Origin of the sequence: Nostoc sp. 'Peltigera membranacea cyanobiont' 213 (assembly GCF_002245975.1) — a bacterium.
Taxonomy (GTDB): Bacteria; Cyanobacteriota; Cyanobacteriia; order Cyanobacteriales; family Nostocaceae; genus Nostoc.
Genome location: NZ_NOLI01000128.1, coordinates 1 through 22,898 on the forward strand (window position 1 = coordinate 1; position 22,898 = coordinate 22,898).

19 protein-coding genes, 1 tRNA gene and 1 pseudogene are annotated in these 22,898 nt (G+C 39.2%); 11 read left to right on the forward strand and 10 right to left on the reverse strand.

Translation table 11 applies throughout. The features are described from left to right. Positions 1 to 33: 33 nt before the first annotated feature. On the reverse strand, positions 34 to 585 hold the full coding sequence (locus tag CDG77_RS26335; protein WP_094332251.1) for a hypothetical protein: 552 nt from the start codon (positions 583 to 585) through the stop codon (positions 34 to 36). Positions 586 to 594: 9 nt separating this feature from the next. After that, positions 595 to 3,357, reverse strand: a complete 2,763-nt coding sequence (locus tag CDG77_RS26340; RefSeq protein WP_094332252.1) for an N-6 DNA methylase — start codon at positions 3,355 to 3,357, stop codon at positions 595 to 597. Between the two features lie 449 nt (positions 3,358 to 3,806). On the opposite strand from CDG77_RS26340, the gene CDG77_RS26345 reads away from it, so the two are divergent. After that, entirely contained in the window at positions 3,807 to 4,313 is a 507-nt protein-coding gene (locus CDG77_RS26345; protein ID WP_094332253.1) for a MerR family transcriptional regulator, read from the forward strand. Positions 4,314 to 4,469: 156 nt separating this feature from the next. On the opposite strand, the gene CDG77_RS26350 is transcribed toward CDG77_RS26345, so the two are convergent. Then, positions 4,470 to 4,904, reverse strand: coding sequence for a hypothetical protein (locus CDG77_RS26350; RefSeq protein WP_181154175.1), 435 nt, complete (start codon positions 4,902 to 4,904; stop codon positions 4,470 to 4,472). A gap of 15 nt (positions 4,905 to 4,919) precedes the next feature. Between CDG77_RS26350 and cas12k the strand changes: the two are divergent. Next, positions 4,920 to 5,561, forward strand: a pseudogene (gene cas12k / locus CDG77_RS26355) (type V CRISPR-associated protein Cas12k); the annotation flags it as partial. 535 nt (positions 5,562 to 6,096) lie between these two features. Here cas12k and CDG77_RS26365 read toward each other — a convergent pair. From CDG77_RS26365 to CDG77_RS26375, 3 genes are all read right to left on the reverse strand, one after another. Further along, a tRNA-Pro gene (locus CDG77_RS26365) sits at positions 6,097 to 6,170 on the reverse strand. 325 nt (positions 6,171 to 6,495) lie between these two features. Continuing rightward, positions 6,496 to 6,885 carry an agenet domain-containing protein gene (locus CDG77_RS26370; protein WP_094332255.1) on the reverse strand — a complete coding sequence of 130 codons (390 nt, stop codon included), beginning with the start codon at positions 6,883 to 6,885 and terminating at the stop codon, positions 6,496 to 6,498. A gap of 268 nt (positions 6,886 to 7,153) precedes the next feature. Then, entirely contained in the window at positions 7,154 to 8,107 is a 954-nt protein-coding gene (locus CDG77_RS26375) for a lysylphosphatidylglycerol synthase domain-containing protein (RefSeq protein ID WP_094332256.1), read from the reverse strand. Positions 8,108 to 8,244: 137 nt separating this feature from the next. On the opposite strand from CDG77_RS26375, the gene CDG77_RS26380 reads away from it, so the two are divergent. From CDG77_RS26380 to CDG77_RS26395, 4 genes are all read left to right on the forward strand, one after another. Beyond that, positions 8,245 to 9,228 carry an alpha/beta hydrolase gene (locus tag CDG77_RS26380; RefSeq protein ID WP_094332257.1) on the forward strand — a complete coding sequence of 328 codons (984 nt, stop codon included), beginning with the start codon at positions 8,245 to 8,247 and terminating at the stop codon, positions 9,226 to 9,228. Positions 9,229 to 9,366: 138 nt separating this feature from the next. Continuing rightward, positions 9,367 to 10,269 carry an alpha/beta hydrolase gene (locus tag CDG77_RS26385; RefSeq protein ID WP_094332258.1) on the forward strand — a complete coding sequence of 301 codons (903 nt, stop codon included), beginning with the start codon at positions 9,367 to 9,369 and terminating at the stop codon, positions 10,267 to 10,269. Between the two features lie 449 nt (positions 10,270 to 10,718). Beyond that, complete coding sequence (locus CDG77_RS26390) at positions 10,719 to 12,389, forward strand: phosphatidylglycerol lysyltransferase domain-containing protein (RefSeq protein WP_094332259.1); 1,671 nt, start codon at positions 10,719 to 10,721, stop codon at positions 12,387 to 12,389. A 349-nt stretch (positions 12,390 to 12,738) separates the two neighbouring features. Further along, positions 12,739 to 14,130 (forward strand): hypothetical protein, encoded by a 1,392-nt coding sequence (locus CDG77_RS26395; protein WP_094332267.1) that lies wholly within the window; start codon positions 12,739 to 12,741, stop codon positions 14,128 to 14,130. Between the two features lie 307 nt (positions 14,131 to 14,437). Here CDG77_RS26395 and CDG77_RS26400 read toward each other — a convergent pair whose 3' ends face one another. After that, complete coding sequence (locus CDG77_RS26400; protein ID WP_094332260.1) at positions 14,438 to 15,046, reverse strand: site-2 protease family protein; 609 nt, start codon at positions 15,044 to 15,046, stop codon at positions 14,438 to 14,440. A 522-nt stretch (positions 15,047 to 15,568) separates the two neighbouring features. Here CDG77_RS26400 and CDG77_RS26405 point away from each other — a divergent pair. Together CDG77_RS26405 and CDG77_RS26410 are read left to right on the forward strand one after the other, a co-directional pair. Beyond that, positions 15,569 to 15,844 (forward strand): DUF485 domain-containing protein, encoded by a 276-nt coding sequence (locus CDG77_RS26405; RefSeq protein ID WP_094332261.1) that lies wholly within the window; start codon positions 15,569 to 15,571, stop codon positions 15,842 to 15,844. Between the two features lie 53 nt (positions 15,845 to 15,897). Then, complete coding sequence (locus tag CDG77_RS26410) at positions 15,898 to 17,466, forward strand: sodium:solute symporter family transporter (protein ID WP_094332262.1); 1,569 nt, start codon at positions 15,898 to 15,900, stop codon at positions 17,464 to 17,466. Positions 17,467 to 17,486: 20 nt separating this feature from the next. On the opposite strand, the gene CDG77_RS26415 is transcribed toward CDG77_RS26410, so the two are convergent. Both CDG77_RS26415 and CDG77_RS26420 read right to left on the reverse strand, forming a co-directional pair. Then, entirely contained in the window at positions 17,487 to 18,347 is an 861-nt protein-coding gene (locus CDG77_RS26415; RefSeq protein ID WP_094332263.1) for a tetratricopeptide repeat protein, read from the reverse strand. A 374-nt stretch (positions 18,348 to 18,721) separates the two neighbouring features. Continuing rightward, complete coding sequence (locus tag CDG77_RS26420; protein ID WP_094332264.1) at positions 18,722 to 19,642, reverse strand: ribonuclease D; 921 nt, start codon at positions 19,640 to 19,642, stop codon at positions 18,722 to 18,724. 477 nt (positions 19,643 to 20,119) lie between these two features. Here CDG77_RS26420 and CDG77_RS26425 point away from each other — a divergent pair, with 477 nt between their 5' ends. Next, positions 20,120 to 20,578: a BON domain-containing protein gene (locus CDG77_RS26425; RefSeq protein WP_094332265.1), complete on the forward strand. Its 459-nt coding sequence runs from the start codon at positions 20,120 to 20,122 to the stop codon at positions 20,576 to 20,578. 402 nt (positions 20,579 to 20,980) lie between these two features. On the opposite strand, the gene CDG77_RS26430 is transcribed toward CDG77_RS26425, so the two are convergent. Continuing rightward, positions 20,981 to 21,805, reverse strand: coding sequence for a carbonic anhydrase (locus CDG77_RS26430; protein WP_094332266.1), 825 nt, complete (start codon positions 21,803 to 21,805; stop codon positions 20,981 to 20,983). Between the two features lie 262 nt (positions 21,806 to 22,067). Between CDG77_RS26430 and CDG77_RS38665 the strand changes: the two genes are divergently transcribed. Together CDG77_RS38665 and CDG77_RS26435 are read left to right on the forward strand one after the other, a co-directional pair. After that, on the forward strand, positions 22,068 to 22,202 hold the full coding sequence (locus tag CDG77_RS38665) for a hypothetical protein (protein ID WP_258169502.1): 135 nt from the start codon (positions 22,068 to 22,070) through the stop codon (positions 22,200 to 22,202). 365 nt (positions 22,203 to 22,567) lie between these two features. Beyond that, positions 22,568 to 22,898, forward strand: a 331-nt coding sequence (locus CDG77_RS26435) for an AAA family ATPase (RefSeq protein WP_143857095.1), incomplete at its 3' end; no start/stop codon positions are given.

The window sequence follows — 22,898 nt, forward strand, 5'->3', positions numbered from 1 at the left end:
AACCTCTAGCTGGCATGGCAGTAAATGCAATACTTATCCAATTTCTATTTTATGCAAATTAAAGGTACAGCAGCTTACAACAGATATTTCATTATCCCTACCTCTAATAGTTGCAAGATGATCCTGAGCGTACAAAAGCCCTGGGTGTAAAATATGGATTTCTAAATCTCCTTGGGTATATGGATTAGAACCACGAGTAGCTTCTATAAAATTAATGATATTTTTCTGTTCCCATTGCCTAAGGCGTAGCAGGGCATCTTCAAGCCTTTTATTAGATGCTCTGTCAGCAGATACTTTTTTCCTCGCTTCTTTATAAACTTCGTAAGGAAGGCAAAGAGTTCCTATTGTTCCACCACGTTTTAGCCAATTATCAAGAAACGTAACCAAATCTTCTAGTGATGGAAAATGGTCTCGATGTTCGTGGGTAATATAAATTCTGCTAATGACATTTGCTTTGTTATTCTGTAACCACTTAAGAAGGATGGGTATCTTATGTAAGTCAATAATAACAACAGAACTGCTATCAGCACGTATAACGATGGTATCAGCATTGCCTACAGGTAAAAAAGCTAACTCACAAGTCATAAAAATATTTTACGTCTCTATCCCTAGTTCTTCAGTCAGTTCTTCGTCAGTTAAGTAGGGACGAGGTGTGTGGCGAAAGCGTCTAATAGCCCAAGGACGTTGAGCAAGTTCCGCGAAAGTCTCTACATCTTCACTGAGTTCTGCTTCAAACACTGTACCATCAAGTGCCCAACCAGGAATCTCTGGCAAAATCGGTAGCCATTCTTCTCGATTATCATCCATTAGCCCATTTAAATAAAGGCGAATTTGACTATTATCTTCGGATATTTCTAAAACTTGACCACGTACCGTAAATGTGGGCTTTGTTCGTTCCGATTTCCACAATCCTAGTTCTGGAGGTATTCCTGTACGTGCTATTTCAAGTCGAGGAGGATTACCATATGATTCCTCCACTAGTTCATCTAATCGCCTGTGAAGTTCATCTGGCTCAAAAATAGGAATATGATTTTCGTCTCTTTCTAGAATTTGACGAGTAATGTTGATAATTCTGTTATCAATTTTGTAAGGTAATGGTAGTTTATATAGTAAGTCTTTTGTAATGCCTCTTGAACTTCTTCCCTGTAAGGAAAGTTCACCGACTATTGATGATGACAAAATCCCCAATAACCAAATTCTCTGCTCTTCATAGCTAAGTGTTTCCCATTCTCTCCAATCTTTACAAGGATTATACTTTTTAGTATGTTTACCAGATTCTGCAATTGGTAAAATGCAAAATATGTGATTATTTGGGCATAAACCTATTGTGTCAAGATGTGCAGATAAAGGGTTTGATGTCCCACGATTAATATCACTACCAACTAAAACCTTGGGTGAATCTAATAGAGATTCATCTTGGAAGCGACCTCCTTCAAGGAAATTTTTACCGTATCTAATCCAACGTACATTTGGATCTATTCTTTCTGGATCTGCCCACAGTCTTTGATTGTCATGCCAAGCTAAACGCCAGTTGCGTTTACATTTAACTCCATCTGGACATTCATTCACTGGTGGATACTTTCTACCTAAATAACCTGGTTTAACACCATTAAAAACGTAAAAAAGTCTTCCTAAAGGTATTGTTGGAACAGAGATATTTATCGATGGTGCTGTAATTGATGCCCAGTCATTTAGCTCTGAACTTAATTGTCCAATCCATGTTTTACCAAGAAAACCATTATCACGAGTATCAGAGCTTTTCGCTCTAGAAAAGATTGCTCGCGCAATAGAGGGCATTGTTATTCTAGAATTGCCCACAGTTCCTAAAACAATTACCACATCCTGGCTTGCCTCAATTCCAACAGTCCCTTCTGGACACTGCCATACTTCAAATATGCGGCAATTTTCCGTTAATAATTTTCGCACATTTGGTATGCCATGAGTTGAAGCTGTTAAAAAAGATTGAGGCAGAATAAAAGCAAATTGAGAATCTTTATCCAACCAACTTAAAACTTTTTCTATAAATTTTGCTGCTTTTTGAGTATTACCATCTTCTGCAAAAGGGGGGTTTGCAACAATAACACGCGGCTTAATACCTATATTCTCCTTAGTTAATGTCTCATAATCTTTATGAGAAAAGTGAGAAGGAAAGGGAAACGGAACATCCTGACCCAGTGACTCTCTTGCTAAGGTGTATCGAAGTTGTGTTACTAAATCAGCATATTGATCTAAGTCATTACCTGCAACGTGCTGTGCAAGATAAAGTCTTCGTTCTTTAACATCTTCTGGAATATCAGACATTCCTGCAAGACGAGATGTAGCAGCCAATAACAAACTACCTGAACCTGCTGCTGGGTCAAAAATTACTCTTTCCTCTGGACGTAGGCGTTCTAAAGGAAGTAACTCAAGCATACGTTCAGCGATCGCAACTGGAGTGTAATGTCGTTGTAAATCACTCCATTTTTCACCCTCAATATCGTTGGGTAATTCTTTGATAGCACGTTCGTACAGCAATCCAACGTCTTTATGATCGACTAGGGCAAAGCTAACTCGACTCCCTAAATTGGCAGCTAAATGCTGCAATATTCTATCATTTAAATAAGGTATTGAGTCTTCTAAAGCCTTTTTAAAAAAACCATTAGCACGAGGTACTGTGCGATATAGCAAAGCGCGAGGATCATCAGTTGGAATATTTGAGTCAGTACCAAAAAAGCCTTTGTCTTCCAAAATCCGTGCTGCCAAAAATGCGATCGCTACACGAATTGCATGTCCTGCTATCTCTCCACGAGAGGATATGGAATTTTGTGGATATATTAGTTTATTTTGAATACCAATTTCTGCGAGTGTTCCTTTAATTGCATCCTGGAATGCTTTATCCAGTTCGGCTCTTTGTCTAAGTAGAAATGATAAGCTATTTTTGGAAACTGATTCTTCCAAATCAGCAAGTGTTAGTTGACCACCGCGAAATTCTGCCAGTGCCTTGGGAGTAAATAAGTAACTACTTGGTGCAGCAAGTTCTACAGCCAAAGAATCTGGTTCTACTAAGCGCTCCTTTAATCTACCTGATGGATCGATATACTCAAGGAGATATTCTCCATCTGAAATTAAAAGCCCTGCACGAATCGGCCAGTCACGCAACCGTCTTTTCCATTGCTCTAAATCTGACGGCGCAACAGATTGCACCATAAACGCCAGATTAGTTGCACTAGGGCGTAGTCCATAATCTGTCCACAACGCATTTACCGCTACAGGTTTACTATCCTGTAAGGCTGGAGGGATACGCACATCACGGTGTGGTTCAATATTCCACACTTCACGCGCAGTCTCAATTACATAATTAAGTCCCTTTCCAGCCATTTTAAAATTACGTTTACTACAGAATTTATAATCTTCAAGTGATGTAGCTTAGATTACCAATATGGGTTCCACTTGTCATCACTATATTGGAAATCGACCATTGAAAGCGATCGATTTCAATCGTCGTAGAGAACGAATAATCGCTCAGAGCAGTTAAGGTAGTCGGCTAGCACTGCATGAATACTGCTAGTTTTGGCTTGTATTTACTTGACTTATAAGTTAAACAAAGCTCAATATATAAGATCCAGCCAAAACTTTTTTATATTAATATTGCTTGATATTATCACTTTGTTGTACAAAATCAGTTATTTGTGTAACAAAGTTTTGTAATAACCCTTTTATTAGTACAAAATCGTACTCGCTAGTGGTTTTGGTATAATTCAAGGCAAACTCTAGCTCTTAGAGACTAAAGCCTGAAATGAAGTACCCAAGTAGATAAGGTAACGAGTATGAACCAGATGTCAGGTTTTACAAGGCAAGAGACAATGCATCTGGCAGGTTGTACTTCCAGCCGACTTGCCTATCTGGAGAAGGTAGGTCTGGTCATTCCATACAGATTTGGGATTAATGCAAGACCAACTGTAGTTTTTAGCTGGGAGCAGCTTCTAGAAATACGAGCTATCAGAAATTTAAGAAAAAATATCTCTCTACAAACAGTCAGAAAGATAATAAAATTTTTAGACGATAGCGGTTATGATAACGGCTTGAGGGATAAACAGTTAATTGTTATCGGCGATGAAGTTTTCTGGGTTAAGCAAGACTGGTCAGACTTTGGCGAAAATTTGCCCACAACTGTAAAAGTAGCAGACAAAAGTAATAAGCAAGTAGGTCAGTACGTTCTACTTGTGATACCTTCACTAATAGATATTGTGAATGAAATTTGGGAAGCTGCTAGACAGTCGAAAGTAATAGACTTCAAAAGCTTTGAGCAAAGAGCAAAAGTTTTGCCAGCTTAGTTATATTCCGCAGCATTTATTTCATGTATTTGAGCTTTTACAGGCATAGATAACCCTACTCTGTGTCCAAACTGTGATATTCCTTGGGTATTGAGTGAAAAAGCCATTATCTTTTACGTTGATATGCTCCCAAGTGCGATCGCACTCTAAAGTCACTCACAAACTTGCTAATTTTGTCAACTCTATTCGCCAATCTTCATCATGCCGTAGAGTAAGGATATGGTAACTAGTATTGTGCTTGAGATTATCCCGTTCAATTTGGTCTTGCTTGCGTTTTTCAGGGCTATCATGAACTGAACCGTCGCAGAAAACAGCAATGTAATTTTCTTTATAAAGAAAATCTGGCTTACAGTTTGACTCTGGAATCAATTCCTGTGCAGTGTCGGGTAATTTATATCCACTGTGATATATTTCATGTAAAACTATGCGTTCAAATTCAGAATTAGGGTCTGTTTGTTGCAGCAGTTGTTGATACTGTTCATCACGACATATTCCTTCTATCTGCACTGTACTTTTTTGCAATTCGTCAAGTAAGGGTTTGATGAGATGGCGATTTATCAAAGCATGGTCGAACTCGTTGCGCTCTCGCATATCTGCTCAAAAATAACGCTAGATAGAATTAATAACCCTTTCCCTCGCCCCAGCAAGCCTAATTATCAAGGTCAACCCTCAATCCTAGTTGGCGTTAGTTTTGGTCTAAAAAAGCCAGTCACAGTAGCGGTGGTAGATGTTGTTAAAAATGAAGTTCTAGCTTATCGCAGTGTAAAACAACTACTTGGTGAAAACTACAATCTTCTCAATCGTCAGCGACAACAACAGCAACGCCTGTCTCACGAACGACACAAAGCTCAGAAACAGAATGCGCCAAACTCCTTTGGTGAATCAGAGTTAGGGCAATATATAGATAGATTATTAGCAGATGCAATTATTCCGATCGCCAAAACCTATCAAGCAGACAGCATAGTTATGCCAAAACTCCGCGATATGCGTGAGCAAATCAGTAGCGAAATCCAATCCAGAGGAGAAAAGAAATGTCCTGGTTACAAGGAAGCTCAACAAAAATATGCCAAAGAATATCGTATAAGCATTCATCGCTGGAGTTACGGTCGATTAATTGAGAGTATTAAATCCCAAGCTGCAAAAGTCGGAATTTCTACTGAAATTGGTACACAGCCAATCAAAGGTAGTCCACAAGAAAAAGCGGGAAATTTAGCCGTCTTTGCTTACCAAGAACGTCAAGCCGCTTAAATTTAATTCACTAATCCGAACCTAGAAAATATAATATTTTTATAACAGCGCCGCAGTTCATGCTCTTTTGAGCCAATGTACTGTGAAAAATCTGGGTTAGTTTGGTGGTTATTGGGTATTTCCTGGTTTCAACAACCATCCCGGCTTGGGGTGGGTTGAAAGTTGCCAGTGCACGATAGCAAAAAAACCAATAAAAAGTTTCAACAATCATTCCGGCTTGGGGTGGGTTGGAAAGTTTTCTCCACTTGTGTTTATTGTTTTGCTAATTGCTATTTTTGTTAAGGTTTCATAGATATATTTTTAAATAGGAGGGTTGAAAGGCGCACTTCGTTCGGGAGTCTTATGATCTTTGGAATTATATTTAGAAACGTAGTGAAGTCAACTCCAATTAATCAAAATAACGACACTAATTTGCGAAAACTTAGCATAATTAAATTGCCTATAAAAAACAGAAAGATCGACATTAGTGTGCGAACAACGACACTAATTTGCGAATCGCGACATATAATCTGCGAATGTACACTAGAAGTACAAATCGGGATGACTGGATTCGAACCAGCGGCCCCTTCGTCCCGAACGAAGTGCGCTACCAAGCTGCGCCACATCCCGCCATAAAAATGGCATTGTAAATTCAGAATATCACAATCTGTGCCAAATTACAGAATTACATCTATGAGTCTATCCCCACTAAATACAAAGAATATGCCGATCTGCTTTTCAATAAGGAGGTCGAGGTATACTTTTTTGGTAACACAGCATAACCCATAGCGAAAGCGACAACCAAAGAACTTGGTGCATCAAAACCTAAATGAACCCCCATAATATAGGGCGAGTGGCTATAATCATTGGTGCAGTGAGGATTATAGCCTTGAATATTCCAGCGACATTAACTTGTTAAGACGGCATTTAATTTGTTAACCGACAGAAATATTCTCTATCTGCTTACTCTAGAAGGTTCAACCCACTCATCCCAAGAACTATCGTAGCCATCATAAGTAATTTTATAAAGATTGTTACTAACTTCTAAAACCTGCCCTTGATACCATTTCCCCTTCCACAAAATTCTCACTGAATCTCCAGCTTGAAATGATGCCCGGAAGCGTGCATTGCCAACCCATTCATTCCAGGAACTATCATAACCATCGTATGTAATGTAGCACTTCTCATCATTAACCTTAAGTACCGTTGCTGGATACCATGCTTGCTTCCAAAGAACCTCAGCTTTTTGTCCCACAGAACAGGGTGAGGCAGCTAAAGCACCAGGAATCAGTGTTCCTACCCAAGTTGCCATGAAAATAGCACCAAACAATACTTTGTTTTTCATGATTATTTCTATCCTCAAACTGGAAAACGGAATTTTGATAATGATTTATGAAAATCTAATTCAAAATTTCCAACTAACTGTTACTATTGTTATGGAGTTAGATTAGCGATCGCCTCAGCAAAAATTATGAACTTTTGCCGCTAGTTGTGAAGATATCGCATTTGAAATTAACAGCGTTTATAAATTTCAATTATTTGAAAGCCCAAGATACTCGACTTATTGGATAAGTCGAGTATCTCATTGTTAGTGTTCATACTGAAGCGGAATTTTACAGTTTATTGATATTTTTTAAATTACGGGTTCTAAATATAATTTCATAAAGTCCTAGCAAACCCGATGCTACTAGCAAAGGTAAGAAATAATAGACTCCCCGATAAGCTAGCATTGCTCCCAAAATTGCCGCAGCCGAAACTTTGGATGAGAGAATCAGCAAAATTATAGTTTCAAATACTCCCAAACCACCAGGGACATTACTAATAACTCCTGCAAACATCGCTAGTAAGTAGATACCCAAAAAGTCAAGATAGGACAGAGATATATTACTGGGAAGCACAGCATAAAGAACTGCTGCGGCTAAAATCCAATCAAGACTAGAAATTGCTATCTGGATCAGGGATATCTTAAAATCAGGAAATCGAAATTCTTGTCCCCGAATTATTAACGGTTGTTTAACAAAAATACTTCCTACCAAATAACCAGCGACCAATAGCAGAAAAATTACGCCGATGGGACGCACACTGACAAAAGGTAAATGTAGTTGAGTAGGAATTTTCAGGGGATTGATGAGAAATAAGCAACCAGCAACGGCAAACATCCCCAGCCAAAAAGTAAAATTGGCGAAAGCAATTACTTGAGCGATCGCAACTGCTGACACTCCCCAACTGGAGTAAAATCGATAACGGATAGCACTACCAGTCAGCAAAGCAAAACCGATGGTATTACTAAATGCAGAGCTAATAAAGCTGGTTAAAGCAATCTTGTTCCAACTTAGGGAACGATTAATGTAACTAAAACCCAAAATATCGTACCCAATCATCACTAGATAGCCCAAGACTGTCAGCCAAATTGCCCAGCTTAAGCGGCTTTTAGGAATAGCAGCTAGAGAGTTGAGGATGTCACGATAATTATACTCGTGCAGTTCGCTAGCGATCGCCCACAAAGAAAGCACCAGCAACGACAAGCCAAACAGTGTGCTGAAATTGATTTGCAGTTTTTTAAGCATCGTAAACAAACTTATTCTAACTCTTGACTTTTAACTTACAACAAGTCGCAAAGTTTCCATCCTGTTGACACAACATTGACAAATTACTTGCGTAAACTTGATGGTTGCCAGCACAGACTGTCCAGTGCCCTTCAAAAATGAACTACAAACAATCAAAAAATCTCTTGCTAGTTTCACTATTAACCCTAGTTGGCTGTAATTTCTCTCCAACTGTTGTAGCAAAACCACCTCAACAGCAGGATTTACAAACAACGCCTTCCGCGATTCCAACCCAGTCTAGTACTGGTAACTTAGCTACTCACTTAACCTACAAAATTGCAACCTACAATAGTCAATTAATGGGTGCAAGTCGCACTTACGGCGTTTCTTTACCCCCTGGCTATGAGCAAAATCCAAAACAAAGATATCCTGTAATTTTTCTCCTCCACGGTGGACATGGTAATCCCACTGATTGGTTTATTCAAGGCAAGGGACAAGCTCTTAAGACTGTGGAACAACTTTATACTACAGGTAAGTTGCCACCCAGCATCATTATCACACCAGATGGCAACGACAAACGCGGTTCTAGTCCCTATTGGGACCCTCAATATATTGATGGCCCTAACGGTAAAGTCTCCACAGCCGTGGGCGATGAGTTGGTAAAAGTTGTGCAAAGCCGTTATCGTACACTAACTAATCCAGATTTTTGGGCAATAGGTGGTTTATCTTCTGGTGGTTGGGGTGCAATGAATGTGGGATTACACAACGTGAATCATTTCTCAATTTTATTTAGTCATAGTGGTTATTTTCACGATAAAAGCGGGCCGATAAATAGCCCAATAACTTATATTAAAAGCATTCCCACACCAGCTAAAAAAAGGTTGCGAATCTACCTAGATTCTGGGACATCAGATATTGAAGAAATCGACGCGGCCAAAAACTTTTCTAAAGTATTAAATAACTTAAAAATTTCTAATTCGTTTCGTCAGTTTCCTGGCAGTCATACTTGGCAATACTGGCGAGAACATTTAGCTGATTCTTTGACATTTGTGGGCGAACAATTTAAATCGGCTGAAATAGCAAATGCACGTAAGGCTACTAATTTAGGTATTAACGATCGCAAAAATATTCAAAACAATTAGCAATTACCAATTGAAATAATTCTATTTTGCAAAACCGTTGAGATTTAAACATCAATGTGGAAAACTCTGCTGCCATTTCTCATCAGATTAACTATAGTGAGTTCTAAGGGAGGTGATTTTTTGGAATGCTAAATAAATATGAAGATTTCTAAATTTTTAATTAGTTTGGTAGGAGCGATCGCACTCCTCACTTCTGCTGGTTATTATTATGTATTTATCTTGGGTGCGCCACAACTAGACCCACCCAAAGAAGAGGCAGATACTGGGCTCAAGTTTCAATTAGCAACCTTCAACTCCCAAGCGATGGGTGCAGTCCGCAACTACGGCGTGATTTTGCCCCCTGGCTATAAGAAAAATCTGCAAAAGCGCTACCCTGTAATATTTTTGCTCCACGGTGGTCATGATGATGCCCGTGCCTATGCTGACAAGTATGCAGTCTTAGACGTACTGCATGAACTTTATAAAAGTGGAAAATTACCGCCATCAATTGTGATTACACCTGATGGTAACGATAATCGCGGTTCTAGTCCTTTATACGATCCCGATTACTTTGATGGGCCGAATGGCAAAATGGGGACTTTGATTGGCTCAGAATTAGTGCAGGTTGTCAAGTCGCGCTACCGCACTTTAGAACAACCCCAGTTTTGGGCGTTGGGAGGTCTGTCTTCTGGGGGATGGGGGGCACTAAATATCGGGTTACGCTATCTGAACAACTTTCATATTCTGTTTAGCCATAGCGGTTATTTTACCGATAATAGCGGTTCACAAAATAGTCCTCAACAAATTGTGCAACAGCTATCAGCTGAAGATAGAAAGCAATTACGTGTTTACCTGGATGCAGGTCTGAACGATACTAATTTGCTAGCTTCTACCAAAGCTTTCAACGAAACCTTAAACAAATTAGGCATTGCTCACGTATTTTATGCCTTTCCAGGCGGTCATGGTTTGTCAGGTGCAGATATAGGCTGGAACTACTTCCACAAGCACCTTAAAGATTCGCTCTCGTATGTAGGAGAACAATTTAAAAAAGTTAAGAGTTAAGAATTAGGAGTTAGGAGTTAGAATTTTAAAAATCAGGTTCTACCGCTTCCCTTGTGCTAATACTAATTAGCTGTGAGGTTGCATAGAACCAGTTGCCTAAGCCGCAAGTCTTACCAAGACTGACTTTTATGCAGTTTCCCAAAGAATTGGTACAAGGCATTAAAATTAACGTGTTATGGAGAAAATTCAAAACATTAAAACTTAATCCGTATAGGTAATACAGCCTGTAAAATTGGTTTGTTTATTATTTTAGTCTCTAAAAACAGTGGTAGAACAAAAACTTCCTAAGAGGATGTTTGAAAAATTCTATTGTAGGTATCAAAATGTTCTAGATCCCCCTAAATCCACGCCACTTGCTTCACTTGGGAAGACCCCAAGACCGCAGTGGCTCCCCTTAAAAAGGGGGACTTTTATACATCCTCTAACTTCTAATTAATACTTTTAGACTAATGACCAATAATTTAAAAACTCAGATTGGACTTTGGAGTGCAGCTTTCCTTACAGGTTTAGTCGGAGTAGTGAATTTATTATCAGCAGTGACACCTAACCTATATGGGCGAAATCACTGGCTGAAAGAATTTTTTCCGTTTGATATTCGTGCTAGTGGTCATGTATTTGCAGCGTTAACTGGGTTTGTTTTACTCACACTTGCTACTAACTTATTACGCCGAAAAAGAATAGCCTGGTTACTGACTATTGGTTTACTAGTAATTTCCATTTTCAGCCACTTGCTTAAGGGACTGGATTATGAAGAAAGTCTCCTCTCTGGAATTTTACTGGTGCAGTTAATCTTGATGCGCCATTTTTTCACGGCGCAATCAGACCGTCCTTCCATTGCACGGGGAGTTCGAGTGCTTATCGGTGCCTTACTGTTTACTCTGGCATACGGAACTATTGGATTTTACTTACTAGACGGCAAATTTTCTGAAAATTTTAATTGGCGTGAAGCTGTACTTCAGACTTTAGCGATGTTCTTCACTGAGGATAATTGGGGACTGCAACCCAAGAGCAAATTTGGAGAATTTTTTGCTAATTCTATTTATATTATTGCCGGAGTTACTATTACATACGCAATGGTAATGCTGTTGCAACCTGTGTTTTGGCGTAATTTAGCAACGTCAAATGAGCGAAAAAGAGCAAAAGAAATTGTCGAACAATATGGACATTCTTCTTTAGCAGCGATCGCACTTTTAAATGATAAAAGTTATTATTTCAGTCCTACTGGTAATAGTGTAATTGCCTATGTTCCCAAAGGTAGGGGTGCGATCGCATTAGGAGATCCCATAGGCCCCATTGAAGACCGCAAAGAGACAATTGTTGCTTTCCAGCAGTTTTGCCAACGCAACGACTGGTATCCAGGCTTTTACCAAACTTTGCCCGATGATGTTGAGCTTTACAAGTCATTGGGGTTTAAGGTACTCAAAATTGGAGAAGAAGCGATCGTTGACCTGAAAAGTTTTACATTACAAGGTAAAGCCGGTAAAAACTTTAGACCATCAATCAGTCGTTTGACTAAGCTAGGATACCAAATCGAATTTTACCAACCACCCATCGCCAATGATTTATTGCACCTGCTCAAATCTGTAAGTGATGAATGGCTGAAAATGGTACAAGGTTCGGAAAAACACTTTTCTTTGGGTTGGTTTGACGAAGCTTACCTGCGAGAGTGCGAGATTGCTGTGGTGCATAATCCTGAAGGTAACATCAGCGCCTTTGCCAACGTTCTCCAAGAATACCAACTCAACGAAGCCACTATTGACATGATGCGACATCGCGCATCCATCGAAAATGGCACAATGGACTTTTTATTTGTTTCCCTGCTTCAACATTTTAAAGAGTCTGGTTACGACAGCTTTAATTTCGGTCTTTCTGCCCTTGCAGGAGTTGGAGACAACCCAGAATCACGCCGCTTAGAGAGAGTATTGCACTATCTTTACGGGCACTTGAATCGCTTCTACAATTTCAAGGGACTGCACGCCTACAGAGAGAAGTTTCGTCCCCGTTGGGAACCACGTTATTTAGTTTATCCCAGTTTAACCACCTTACCAGATGTAGTTGTAGCATTGATTCGCGCAGATTCAGGCGATCGCCTTTTTGATTATTTCAAACCTGGCGCATAAATAACGAGTTTATCCAAAGTCACTCAGAGGCGCAAAAGTTAAAAAGAGTCAGCAGTATGGCATAAATCCGCGATCGCAGCATAACACCTCATTGCAGAGCGATATCTACGATGGACTATGCCTACACAACTGAATTTTATATAGTATAATTGTACTATAGAGATGTGTAACGCTAAGTTTGGCAGACAATGCCCATAGTTTGCTTATCTTCAACAAGGAGATTTTTCCCCTTGTTCAGCATATAGGCATTAATTTATTCTGTGTTTGTCCTTTAAGTTTTTCCGTTGGCAGAACTTATTCTCAACTGTGGCTTTAACAGATTATTTACCTTTAGATGGAAGGTGACAATATGACAAATAATCAAATTTGTCTGCTAGAACTCATCAAAATTTTTGCAGAATATCGTAACAATATTATCGTCAATATTAAGCATCTGCAAGAACATTATCAAAGAACAGGCATCAAACGGGTTAGAGGTGTGAGAAACGAAAGTGGAGAACTGCTTCAACCTTGGCTGCAAACAGAATATATAGATAATGCTGAGTATGTTGGTATGGGCGAGTTTCAGTTTAACCGCAATACTGCTACTATCAATATGCTTATCAAACGGAAAGTCAGACTTGCCAAATCTGAAGATCAAACCCCCACTCTTGAAGTAGCAGGTTTGCTGGTAAATAACCTCAATAGTTTTAATAACTACACAATTGTAAGTGATGGCAAAATCAATATAAAGTCCTTGCAAGTAAAAATTAGTAGTAAAAAAGCTTTTGATTTGCTCAAAGAAAAAGGTGTTTTAGATGCAGAAAAATTTGACTTCCATACTGAATATTCTATCCATCTAGATAACTTACCGCTTGTCGCTTCTGATAGTCGTTACAGTAGTATTGATGGACTATTCAATCAACTGGCAGAAATTAAAGTGCTTACTAGTATTATTTCTGCTCACTTGAAAAAGGAGTCAGATGTATTTATAGCACCACAGTTAGATGAGTTTCAAAAGCACTATTTATCCAAGAATGCTTATATCAGCTTTCCGACAACTAACGAATATATAGACATTCAGGAAGCTCTGTTAAATGGTACTCTTGACTCAAGATTGAGCTATAAGATTGACATTGGCAGTCAAAATATTCTAAACCTAAGTAAGTTACATTCTGCCAACAAGTTTCTGAATAAAATGTATCGTCTTTATGACAAGGAAACTGGAGAGATTATCATTAAGCCAAGTTTTGAGATGGCATTTAATGAGAATCTCGCTGTTAGACACAGGTTACTTTCATCACGTACCAAGATTACGAAAGTTGACGAGTTTATGAAATCAATTTTTGATGATTTTCTTGGGCTTGAGCAAAATGGTATTGTTTTAGGTATTCTCAATAAAGTTGGTGCTGATAGTTTGGCGCAGTTATTTCAGGATAAACAAACTGGTAGGCAAATCAGTAAAGAGGAAACGATCGCAGCTTTGACGACAGCGAATAACAAGCTAGAGAAATATGTAGAAAATATCTACCAAGATAAAATTTCTCCTTTGGTATTTTACATTGGTTGTACTGGACTATTACCAGAGCAAATAGAAGCAAAACCTATGACTGCTGAAGAAGCTGCTGCTAAATACCCAAATTTGCAATTTTCTAAAAACGAGCAAGATGGCAGTTTTTTTGCAGTTGGTGATAGTATAATCAGCATCTATGCCAAAACTGAATATTACAGTAAAAATATGCCCATCCTAAATATTTCATAAATAACAAGAACCCCGATGTACTAAAAAATCGGGGTTTTGTCGGTTTAAATTATCCAAAAAAATAAAATTACTATAGGAATCCGGTTTGATTTCTGAAAATATCCGTAGGATGTGTTAGCGATAGCGTAACGCATCAAACCCTTGAGAATAGTGCGTTACGAACTCCGTTCTAACACAACGCCAGTTGCTACAACGGAGGGAACCTCCGCAACGCACTGGCTCCTCTACAATACCTAATTTCGTTCAAAAATCAAATAGTAATCCTATATATGAATAAGTAATCTATTTTTACTTAAGAAGCTGCTGATTATCCCCCAAGTACCGACTGGATAACTAAATCAGTCATATCACTAAGTCCCGCCCCAAATTCTGGAATTATAAATAGAAGCATCATTGCAAAAATTCCGAATTGAGTATATTGCAGTGGCTTTAGCTGAGGAAAAATTTCACTGAAAACATGAAATCCATCTAGTGGTGGAATTGGCAGCAGATTAAACAGAAATAAGGTCAAATTTATCCGAGCCGCTAAGTAAATAAATTCCTCACTGAAAAGCCCTGTAAGACTCTGATTAGAGATAAATTTCAACACTAAAATAAATAGAATGCCTAAAGCCAGATTTGATAATGGCCCAGCTGCGGATACCAAAATATTACCTAGCTTGGGAGAGCGAAAATTAGAGGGGTTTATGGGCATTTGTCCCCAAGCTATACCCATGAGACACAGAAAAATAATCGATTCTTTGCCCATGTGAACTAGAGGATTAAGCGTAAGATGACCAGTTTTTTGTGGAGTATTATCTCCTTGGCTCATAGCAGCCCAGCCGTGAGCAAGTTCATGCAAAGTGATGGAAAATATGACAATTAAAACGATTCTGAAAAAAAGAATCGGCTCTGTGATCAGTGTTTTGATAAACATACTTTACTAAATTTTGGTAATGCCCTATTTGTCCAACAACAAGCTCTTGATATAAATGTTATTAGAATATTTAGTTAATCTGCTACTGTGATTTCTGGTATATTTTAGAAATCACAGTTTACTGCTTTTATTAATCTCAGTTAATTTGATAGCTTAAAAAAATATTTCATAACACTTGAAGGATTTTAAAACCTGGTGGCAACTACGTATCTATTGTATTTTTTAGTATATAAAGATTATATATTTAGGACTGAAATGAATATATTAGTATAATAAAATACATAACTAGCAGCCATAATTACAGATAGATCGGCTTTATTTGTGTCTAACTGCATCTATAGTTTTATGTGTCTCTGCCTAAAAACAGAGCTGCTATTATCTTGTTATTTTGTTACATCACCTTGCAAGGTTAATTTTATTACCTGAAATAGCAATAGATTTACTAATAATCTTTAAGAAAATTGTGCATAAATGAACTTCAATGAGACAATCTGACCTAATCTTCTCAACCTAAAGGAAGACATGAACGATCGCACAAAGGCTCTCCAGGCTCTCGCGGCTGAACGTTGGCGCGTATCCCTGATTCTCAGTGGAGCCATGATGTTTATTTACTTTGGCTTTATCTTGCTAATCGCATTCAATAAGCCCCTATTGGGGTCATTAGTAGTTCCTGGTCTCAGCTTGGGAATTTTACTAGGGGCATTAGTAATTGTCTCAGCATGGGTATTAATTTTTATCTACGTGCATTGGGCAAATAGCAGTTATGACGACCAAATCGCTAGGCTGACACGTAAGTAAATTAGCTGTTAGCAATTTCTACTTCCAAATCCAAAATACTAAACCAAAAAAGCATGAATAGTGTGTGGTTGGATCTGCCACTAGCGGCGGATATTACCAGTCTTGGTAAGTTTAACCCGTTAGCGATCGCCTTCTTTCTTCTGTTTGTTGTCAGTTCTCTAGGTATTACCTTTTGGGCGGCAAAGCTGACCAAAAATACTGCCCACTTCTATACAGCTGGCGGTAATATCAGTGGTTTCCAAAATGGGCTAGCCCTAGCGGGAGACTTTATGAGTGCAGCTAGCTTTTTAGGTATCACTGGGCTGGTGGCACTCAACGGCTTTGACGGCTTAATTTATTCTATTGGCTTCTTGGTGGGCTGGCCGATTGTGATGTTTTTGATTGCGGAACCATTACGTAACTTAGGCAAATACACCTTTGCCGATGTAGTGGCTTATCGTTTACAACAAAAACCAGTTCGCATCGCATCTGCCATTGGAACGCTGGCAGTGATTAGCTTTTACTTAATTGCCCAAATGGTAGGGGCTGGGGAGCTAATTAAACTGCTGTTTGGCTTTGATTATGAATTAGCTGTGGTCATCGTCGGTTGTGTGATGATGGCCTACGTGATTTTTGGCGGCATGATTGCCACCACTTGGGTACAAATTATTAAAGCAGTTTTGTTGCTCGGCGGAACAATCTTGCTAGCTATCTTGGTATTGGCACGATTTGGTTTTAACCCACTCGCTCTTTTCGCCGCAGCCGCAGACAAGTATCCGGGTGTATTAGCTCCAGGCAAACAGGTTTCTGACCCGTTTGATGCCATCTCCTTGGGGATGTCGTTGATGTTCGGTACTGCCGGATTACCCCACATCTTGATGCGTTTCTACACAGTACCAGACGCTAAAGCCGCACGCGTCTCTGTTACTTATGCTACAGCTATTATTGGCGTTTTTTATCTCCTTACCTTCATCCTGGGCTTTGGAGCGATGGCGCTAGTAGGGCAAGATGCCATCAAGCAAATCGGGACTGGTGGTAACATGGCTGCACCGATGTTGGCAGAATTTCTCGGTGGTGATGCTTTCTTAGGCTTTATTTCTGCTGTTTCCTTTGCGACAATTTTGGCAGTTGTAGCGGGGTTAACCCTCTCAGGAGCGGCTGCACTTTCTCATGATTTGTGGGTGAACGTGGTGCGTTCTGGCCATGCTGACGAGTCAGAACAACTGAAGGTAGCTCGCGGCGCGACAATGGCTTTGGGATTACTGGCGATATTTCTGGGTATCTTGTTTAAAGGACAAAACGTCGCTTATATGGTAGGTTTAGCATTTGCGATCGCCGCTAGTGCCAACTTCCCAGCATTGCTGCTATCAATGCTTTGGCGACGCTTCACTACTAGCGGGGCGGTTGCGAGTATGTTAGTCGGTACTTTCTCCTCGTTACTGCTGATTTATTTATCACCGACTATTCAGGTGACAATTCTCAAGCACGCTTCTGCACCTTTCCCACTGAAAAATCCGGGATTAGTTACTATTCCCCTAGCGTTTATTGTGGCGATTGTCGTTTCATTATTGACTACTGAACAGCAAGCACAGGAAAAATTTGCGGAAGTTGAAGATCGCATTCACATTGGTTCTGAGATGTGATTTTATCATTTGTCATTGCCCTACTGCCCTGCTTGCCTACTCTGTCCAAGCTCTTTGATGTTTTTCATCACTTGTTCATATAAGTCGTTGCTACCTTGACTTTGAAAAATGCTTGCTGCTTGTTGTAAGTCCTTGAGTGCGCCCTGTTTGTCTCCATTGGTGGCGCGGGCGTTTCCTCGGTTATTGTAGGCGGGGGCAAAGTTAGGGTTGAGGCGAATGGCTTGATTGTAATCTGCGATCGCACCCTTTGGATCTCCATTGGCAGCACGAGCATTTCCTCGGTTATTATAAGCGATCGCATATTTGGGGTTGAGGAGAATTGCTTGATCGAGATCGTCTATTGCCCCTTTTTTGTCTCCATTGGCGGCGCGGGCATTTCCTCGGTTGTTGTAGGCTTCGGCATAGTTGGGATTAAGGCGAATCGCTTCACTATAATCTTTCACTGCTTCTCTGTTACCTTCTAGTGAGGCGCGGGCATTGCCCAGGTTATTGTAAGCTTCAGCGTCGTTAGGGTTGATGCGGAGGGCTTGATTGTAATCTGCGATCGCTTTTTCCTTGTCTCCCAAATCAAAGTAGGCTAATCCCCGGCCGTTGTAGGCAGCGCCATATTGAGAGTTTTGACTAATTGCCTTACTATAGGAAGCGATCGCAGCTTGTAAATCGCCGTTTAAATGCTGATTTTTTCCCTGAAGATAGAATTCTCCACCTCTGGAAGCTGTAGCTGAACGACGGCTAGGTGTACTAACTCCTATTTCTGTCACCAAAACATTGTCATTCTTGCTACAAGAAACACTGCTAATTGCTGTCAATGTAGTAAAAATAGCTATGGTAAATACTTGATTTACCTTTGTTCGCTTTTGTCTAAATAAACGCCGTCTCATAATTTAATATAAACTGCCATAACACCTGAACACAGCTAGTACCAAAATCTAGGTTTTAATTCTTTAACTGAATAGTCATTCTAACTTTTGATAGACGTTTAAAGTCAATTAACAAATTTACCTGATATTCAATATATTTCTTTCATAGTTATATTAAATAAAAAATCTGAATTATAAAGTATAAAAATTGTCAATCCTACTTTTGCTTATTGTCATCTCTCTACTTCTTGACAATAGATTTCTGAACAGAAAACTACTGTTAATCATGTTTCTTAGGATACTTTTTGAAAAAATATATTTGAAATGTTAAGATTTGTTTGAAATAATCACTCCCTAAATTCTGACATTTGTAGCCTTATAGACAATTTACTCATTTACTCATCTTCTGTTTCACTCTCTTGAGTTTTAGAAGTTAGCCGCCAAGAGGTAGTTTTTTCAATATCTACAGATAGTTGTTCCAGATTTGTCCCTAAATCTTTTTTGAGTTTCTGAGTTAGTGTGACAGGGAAATCTAAATCAATCTCTTGGGTTTGTACCAGCTTGAATAATTCTGTAAAACTAGCTTTGATTGTAGTGCGCTCGGAACTTGTCAGCTTATGATAAGAAGTTTCAGATATATTCTGAGCTTGCATGGCTTTTTTCATCCGTTCTTGCAAATGCTCAAATTCTGAATTCAACAATTTGTATTGTTGCTCAAGTTGTGAGTATCTAGTACTTAGTAATATTAAATCTTCTGTAGTGGGTTCGGGGCTGGCTTGGGCTTGTAAACCTAACAAATTTAAGTGGATTTGAGCAAGATAAATACAGTCTAAGTAAGCATACTCTATCTGTTCTTCAGTCAGGGGGCGTTTTGCCCAATCGCTTGTTTGTTCTTGTTTATCGATATTGTTAAAGCTGCAAAGTGCCGTAGCTATGGTTTTGAGTTGGTAATTAGGTAATGGCAAAAGATAGTAGGGAATTTTTTTTGCCATTTCCAAAGTGCAAGTAATATTTTTAGCTTTCTTATTACCGAGAAGTTTTAGATCGTAACTAGCGTTGTGAAAAACTTTTTCAATTGCAGAATTTATCATAATTTTTTCAATAAATTCAGCTATAATATTAGGCTTATCTAACACATCTAAAAGGTAGACGCGATCGCCACTCATATCTTGAGGATTATCTAACACCTGAATCAGCGACAGTCGGGGATTACGACTTTTATAGTCAGCTACTTCTGTATCTATCCATAGTATTCTTGCATTGGTATATTCAGCGACAATAGCACTAATTTCGCTGGCAGAAGTGAGGTAGGGCATTAGCTGATATTTCCTGGATATTTAGGGCATTGTAAGCAAGCCATAGTTTTATAAAGTAGCATTTAGTTGGTAATTTTGCTGGCACAATATTGCAAAAACACCGAAATTTTGAGTTGTGTAGGCGTAGATATCGCCAAACTTGCCTCAAATCTGATAACATCAAGTCACCACTGTAAGGCTGCATAGTCTACCCTCAAAAAAGCTCCTTAGCATCTACGCTAAGTTGACAGAGAGCGACAGACTCTATGCAGAGCTATGCTGGTTAGCAGCCGTTAGGAAAATTGAATTGGCGCTTTTCAAAAATGGCTGCAAAATCTTAGCCTTAAGAAATCGTCCAAGTTTCAGTTTTCAGTAACCTGAGTAATTGCTTGGGCACTTTTGCTACTTCACTCACATTTAATTGCTTTTTAACATCTGCTCCTCACTATCACACACACCTCAATTAATCGCTTCAAATACTCAATTCGGAGATAGATAATGAAAAAGCTAATTCTATTACTAGTTAGTAGCATTTTGGTAGTTGGTTCTTTTGGCTGCCAAGAGGCTCCTAAAACTGGTTCGGAAACTCCTAGCACTACTAATGAAGCTGCTCAAGTACCAGCAAAACCAGCTTCTGCGACAAATGAAACTGCTAAAGTTCCAGCAACAGAAGCGACTCCTTTAGCAGCTACCACAGATACTAAAGTTAAAACTGGTTCGGAAAAAACGGCCGCAACAAAAGTTAAGAGCGACTTAAAAACTGAAGTTAGCGCAAAGTTGAACAAAGGTTTACCAGGCAATAAATTACAAGTTGAAAATAAAGAGGGTGAAATTATCCTTAAAGGCACAGCAAGTTCTGCTGAAGAACTCAAGAAAGCTGAAACTTTGGCTAAGGAAGTTCAAGGTGTGAAGACGGTGAAGGTGGAAGCAAAAGTTGGAACTGCGAAAAAGCAATAAAAGAATAACTGAAGCTTTCAGTTAGTATCGGTATAAAAGCCAAACAGAGACTTACATCTGTGTAAGTCTCTGTTTTTTACTTGCTTGCTTAAATAAAATGTAAGCAGTAGTTAGTTGATGCCACTTGAATGACTTTCTAAACCTATAGTTAATAGTTAAAGTCTTATAAAAAAGACTGAAACCATTTTTCCGTCCACTTGAGTAAACTTTAGTTTAGCTATGGCTTATTTTTAGAAATACCTGAAAATCTCCAAGATGTAATTAGAGCGAACTTTGATTAGTCTAAAGCTTTTTCATGCAGTGCTTACCGCCAGATTATCTACCAAGCAGTCTAAGTCTAATCCTGCCAAATCTTTTTCAGTTATGGTGATATATGGAGTTATAATTCTACATTCTCATCTTTCAACTTCCATTATTATTTGAACCTCGATAAATTCGCTCCATCTGCTCTGGAGAAAGGCGTTTCATTGGAAACCACTCAAATGGAGAAACAGACACTTTTTCATAAGGTTGATCGTCATCCTGCGGGGTTTGAGGATAATTCACTGCTGCATTAGTATTTGGAAGCTGACCCCTGTAGGACTCATTTATTTCTGATTCTGGAAGCTGAGTTTGGGGCAAAACATAAGCGTGTTTCTGGGGATCGTATGCGAAAACTTCTCCTGTTTCAATGTGATAAATCCAAGCATAAATGCTGAGTTCTCCCTGATAAAGCTTAGAGTGAATCACTGGATATGTTCGCAAGTTCTCAATTTGAGTCAGAACATTTTCGGCAATCATAATTTCTAGCAATTCTTCGCCGTCGTAGTGACTGTAGTGATCCATAACTAGCCTTCGAGTTGCCTCTGCATATTTAAGCCAATCATGTACGAGCGGCATTTCATCGCTGAGATTGTGTAACTTCATTAATCCTTTCATTGCACCGCAATGAGAGTGACCACAAATAATAATTTGGCGAATATCTAAAGCTTGAACAGCATATTCAATTGTCGCACCTTCACCGCCATTACTTGCCCCATACGGTGGAATGATGTTACCTGCATTGCGAATGACAAATAATTCACCAACTTGGGCTTGTGTAATTAGATTTGGATCGAGACGCGAATCAGAACAGGTAATAAATAATACTCTGGGCTTTTGAGCCTGTGAAAGCTGCTCAAACAATTGTTGATGTGTCGAAAAATAGCTAGATTTAAATTCGCGCAGACCTTTAATTAATCTCTTCATTACTAAGTTCTAGAAAATTTTGGGGGTTCAGAAACAAATCACATACATCAGATTGAGGTAGTAAAGAGGGGCTTTCTTTCTACGTTTTTCCAATTGTAAAGATTACTATATTATAAATTCATTTAGTGCTTTTAATACCCTCTACCATTGGGGTGAGTTGCTTTTTTCACTTCCTCCCCCCTATTACTTAGCAACTCACATTACTGTGTGAGAATGCCTCGATCCTATTTCCAATTTTTGAATTACAAGTAATTAGTCGGACATGATATTATCTGCTCTGGGAAAATTTGATGTTCAGTTTGCGGCATCAAATTTTCGCTGTAGACTTAGCGATCGCCTGCGTTCAGCCTTTCGGATGAAGCTTGGAGTCTCACCGCAACACATCTACCTACAATAATCCCCAATTCTCCCCCCTACCCTCTTGCGAATTTTTAATTATTTGCTCAAGCGTTAAGTCCGGCATTGCACCCATATTGTTTTCCCTGTTGAGGTGGAAAAGTCATTGACAACTTGCCCACCAAGTGTCAAGAGTACACCACACAGTAATATTTCATTACACGACCTCAGCACGTCTTGCCATTGCAAGAGCTTTAGACATATAAGATAGATGTAGATTCTTGCTCGGAAAGTTGAGCATTAGTTGAGCATCGTCAATGAGTAGTAATTTATACCAACTATTCATGTTCAAGCGCTGAAAGTAGGCTAGTTGAGCATTTTTAAGGGAGTAAAGGCTAGAAGTATTGCTATTGTGTGATTAGCTGCATGGTTCATATCAAGCGCGTGGAACTTACCAACTTCAAATCCTTCGGTGGCACTACCTCAGTCCCTTTGCTGCCGGGGTGTACTGTCATATCTGGGCCAAATGGTTCGGGTAAATCTAATATCTTAGATGCACTGCTATTTTGCCTCGGACTCTCCAGTTCTAAGGGAATGCGAGCCGATCGCTTGCCAGATTTGGTAAATAACACCCAAACGTCCAAAGGACGGGCTTCTATTGAAGCTAGCGTCACTGTAACGTTTGATTTGTCAGATGAAATCTCACACAAAGACACAAAGAGGCAAAGGGGGGAGGCAGGGGAGGCAGGGGAGGCAG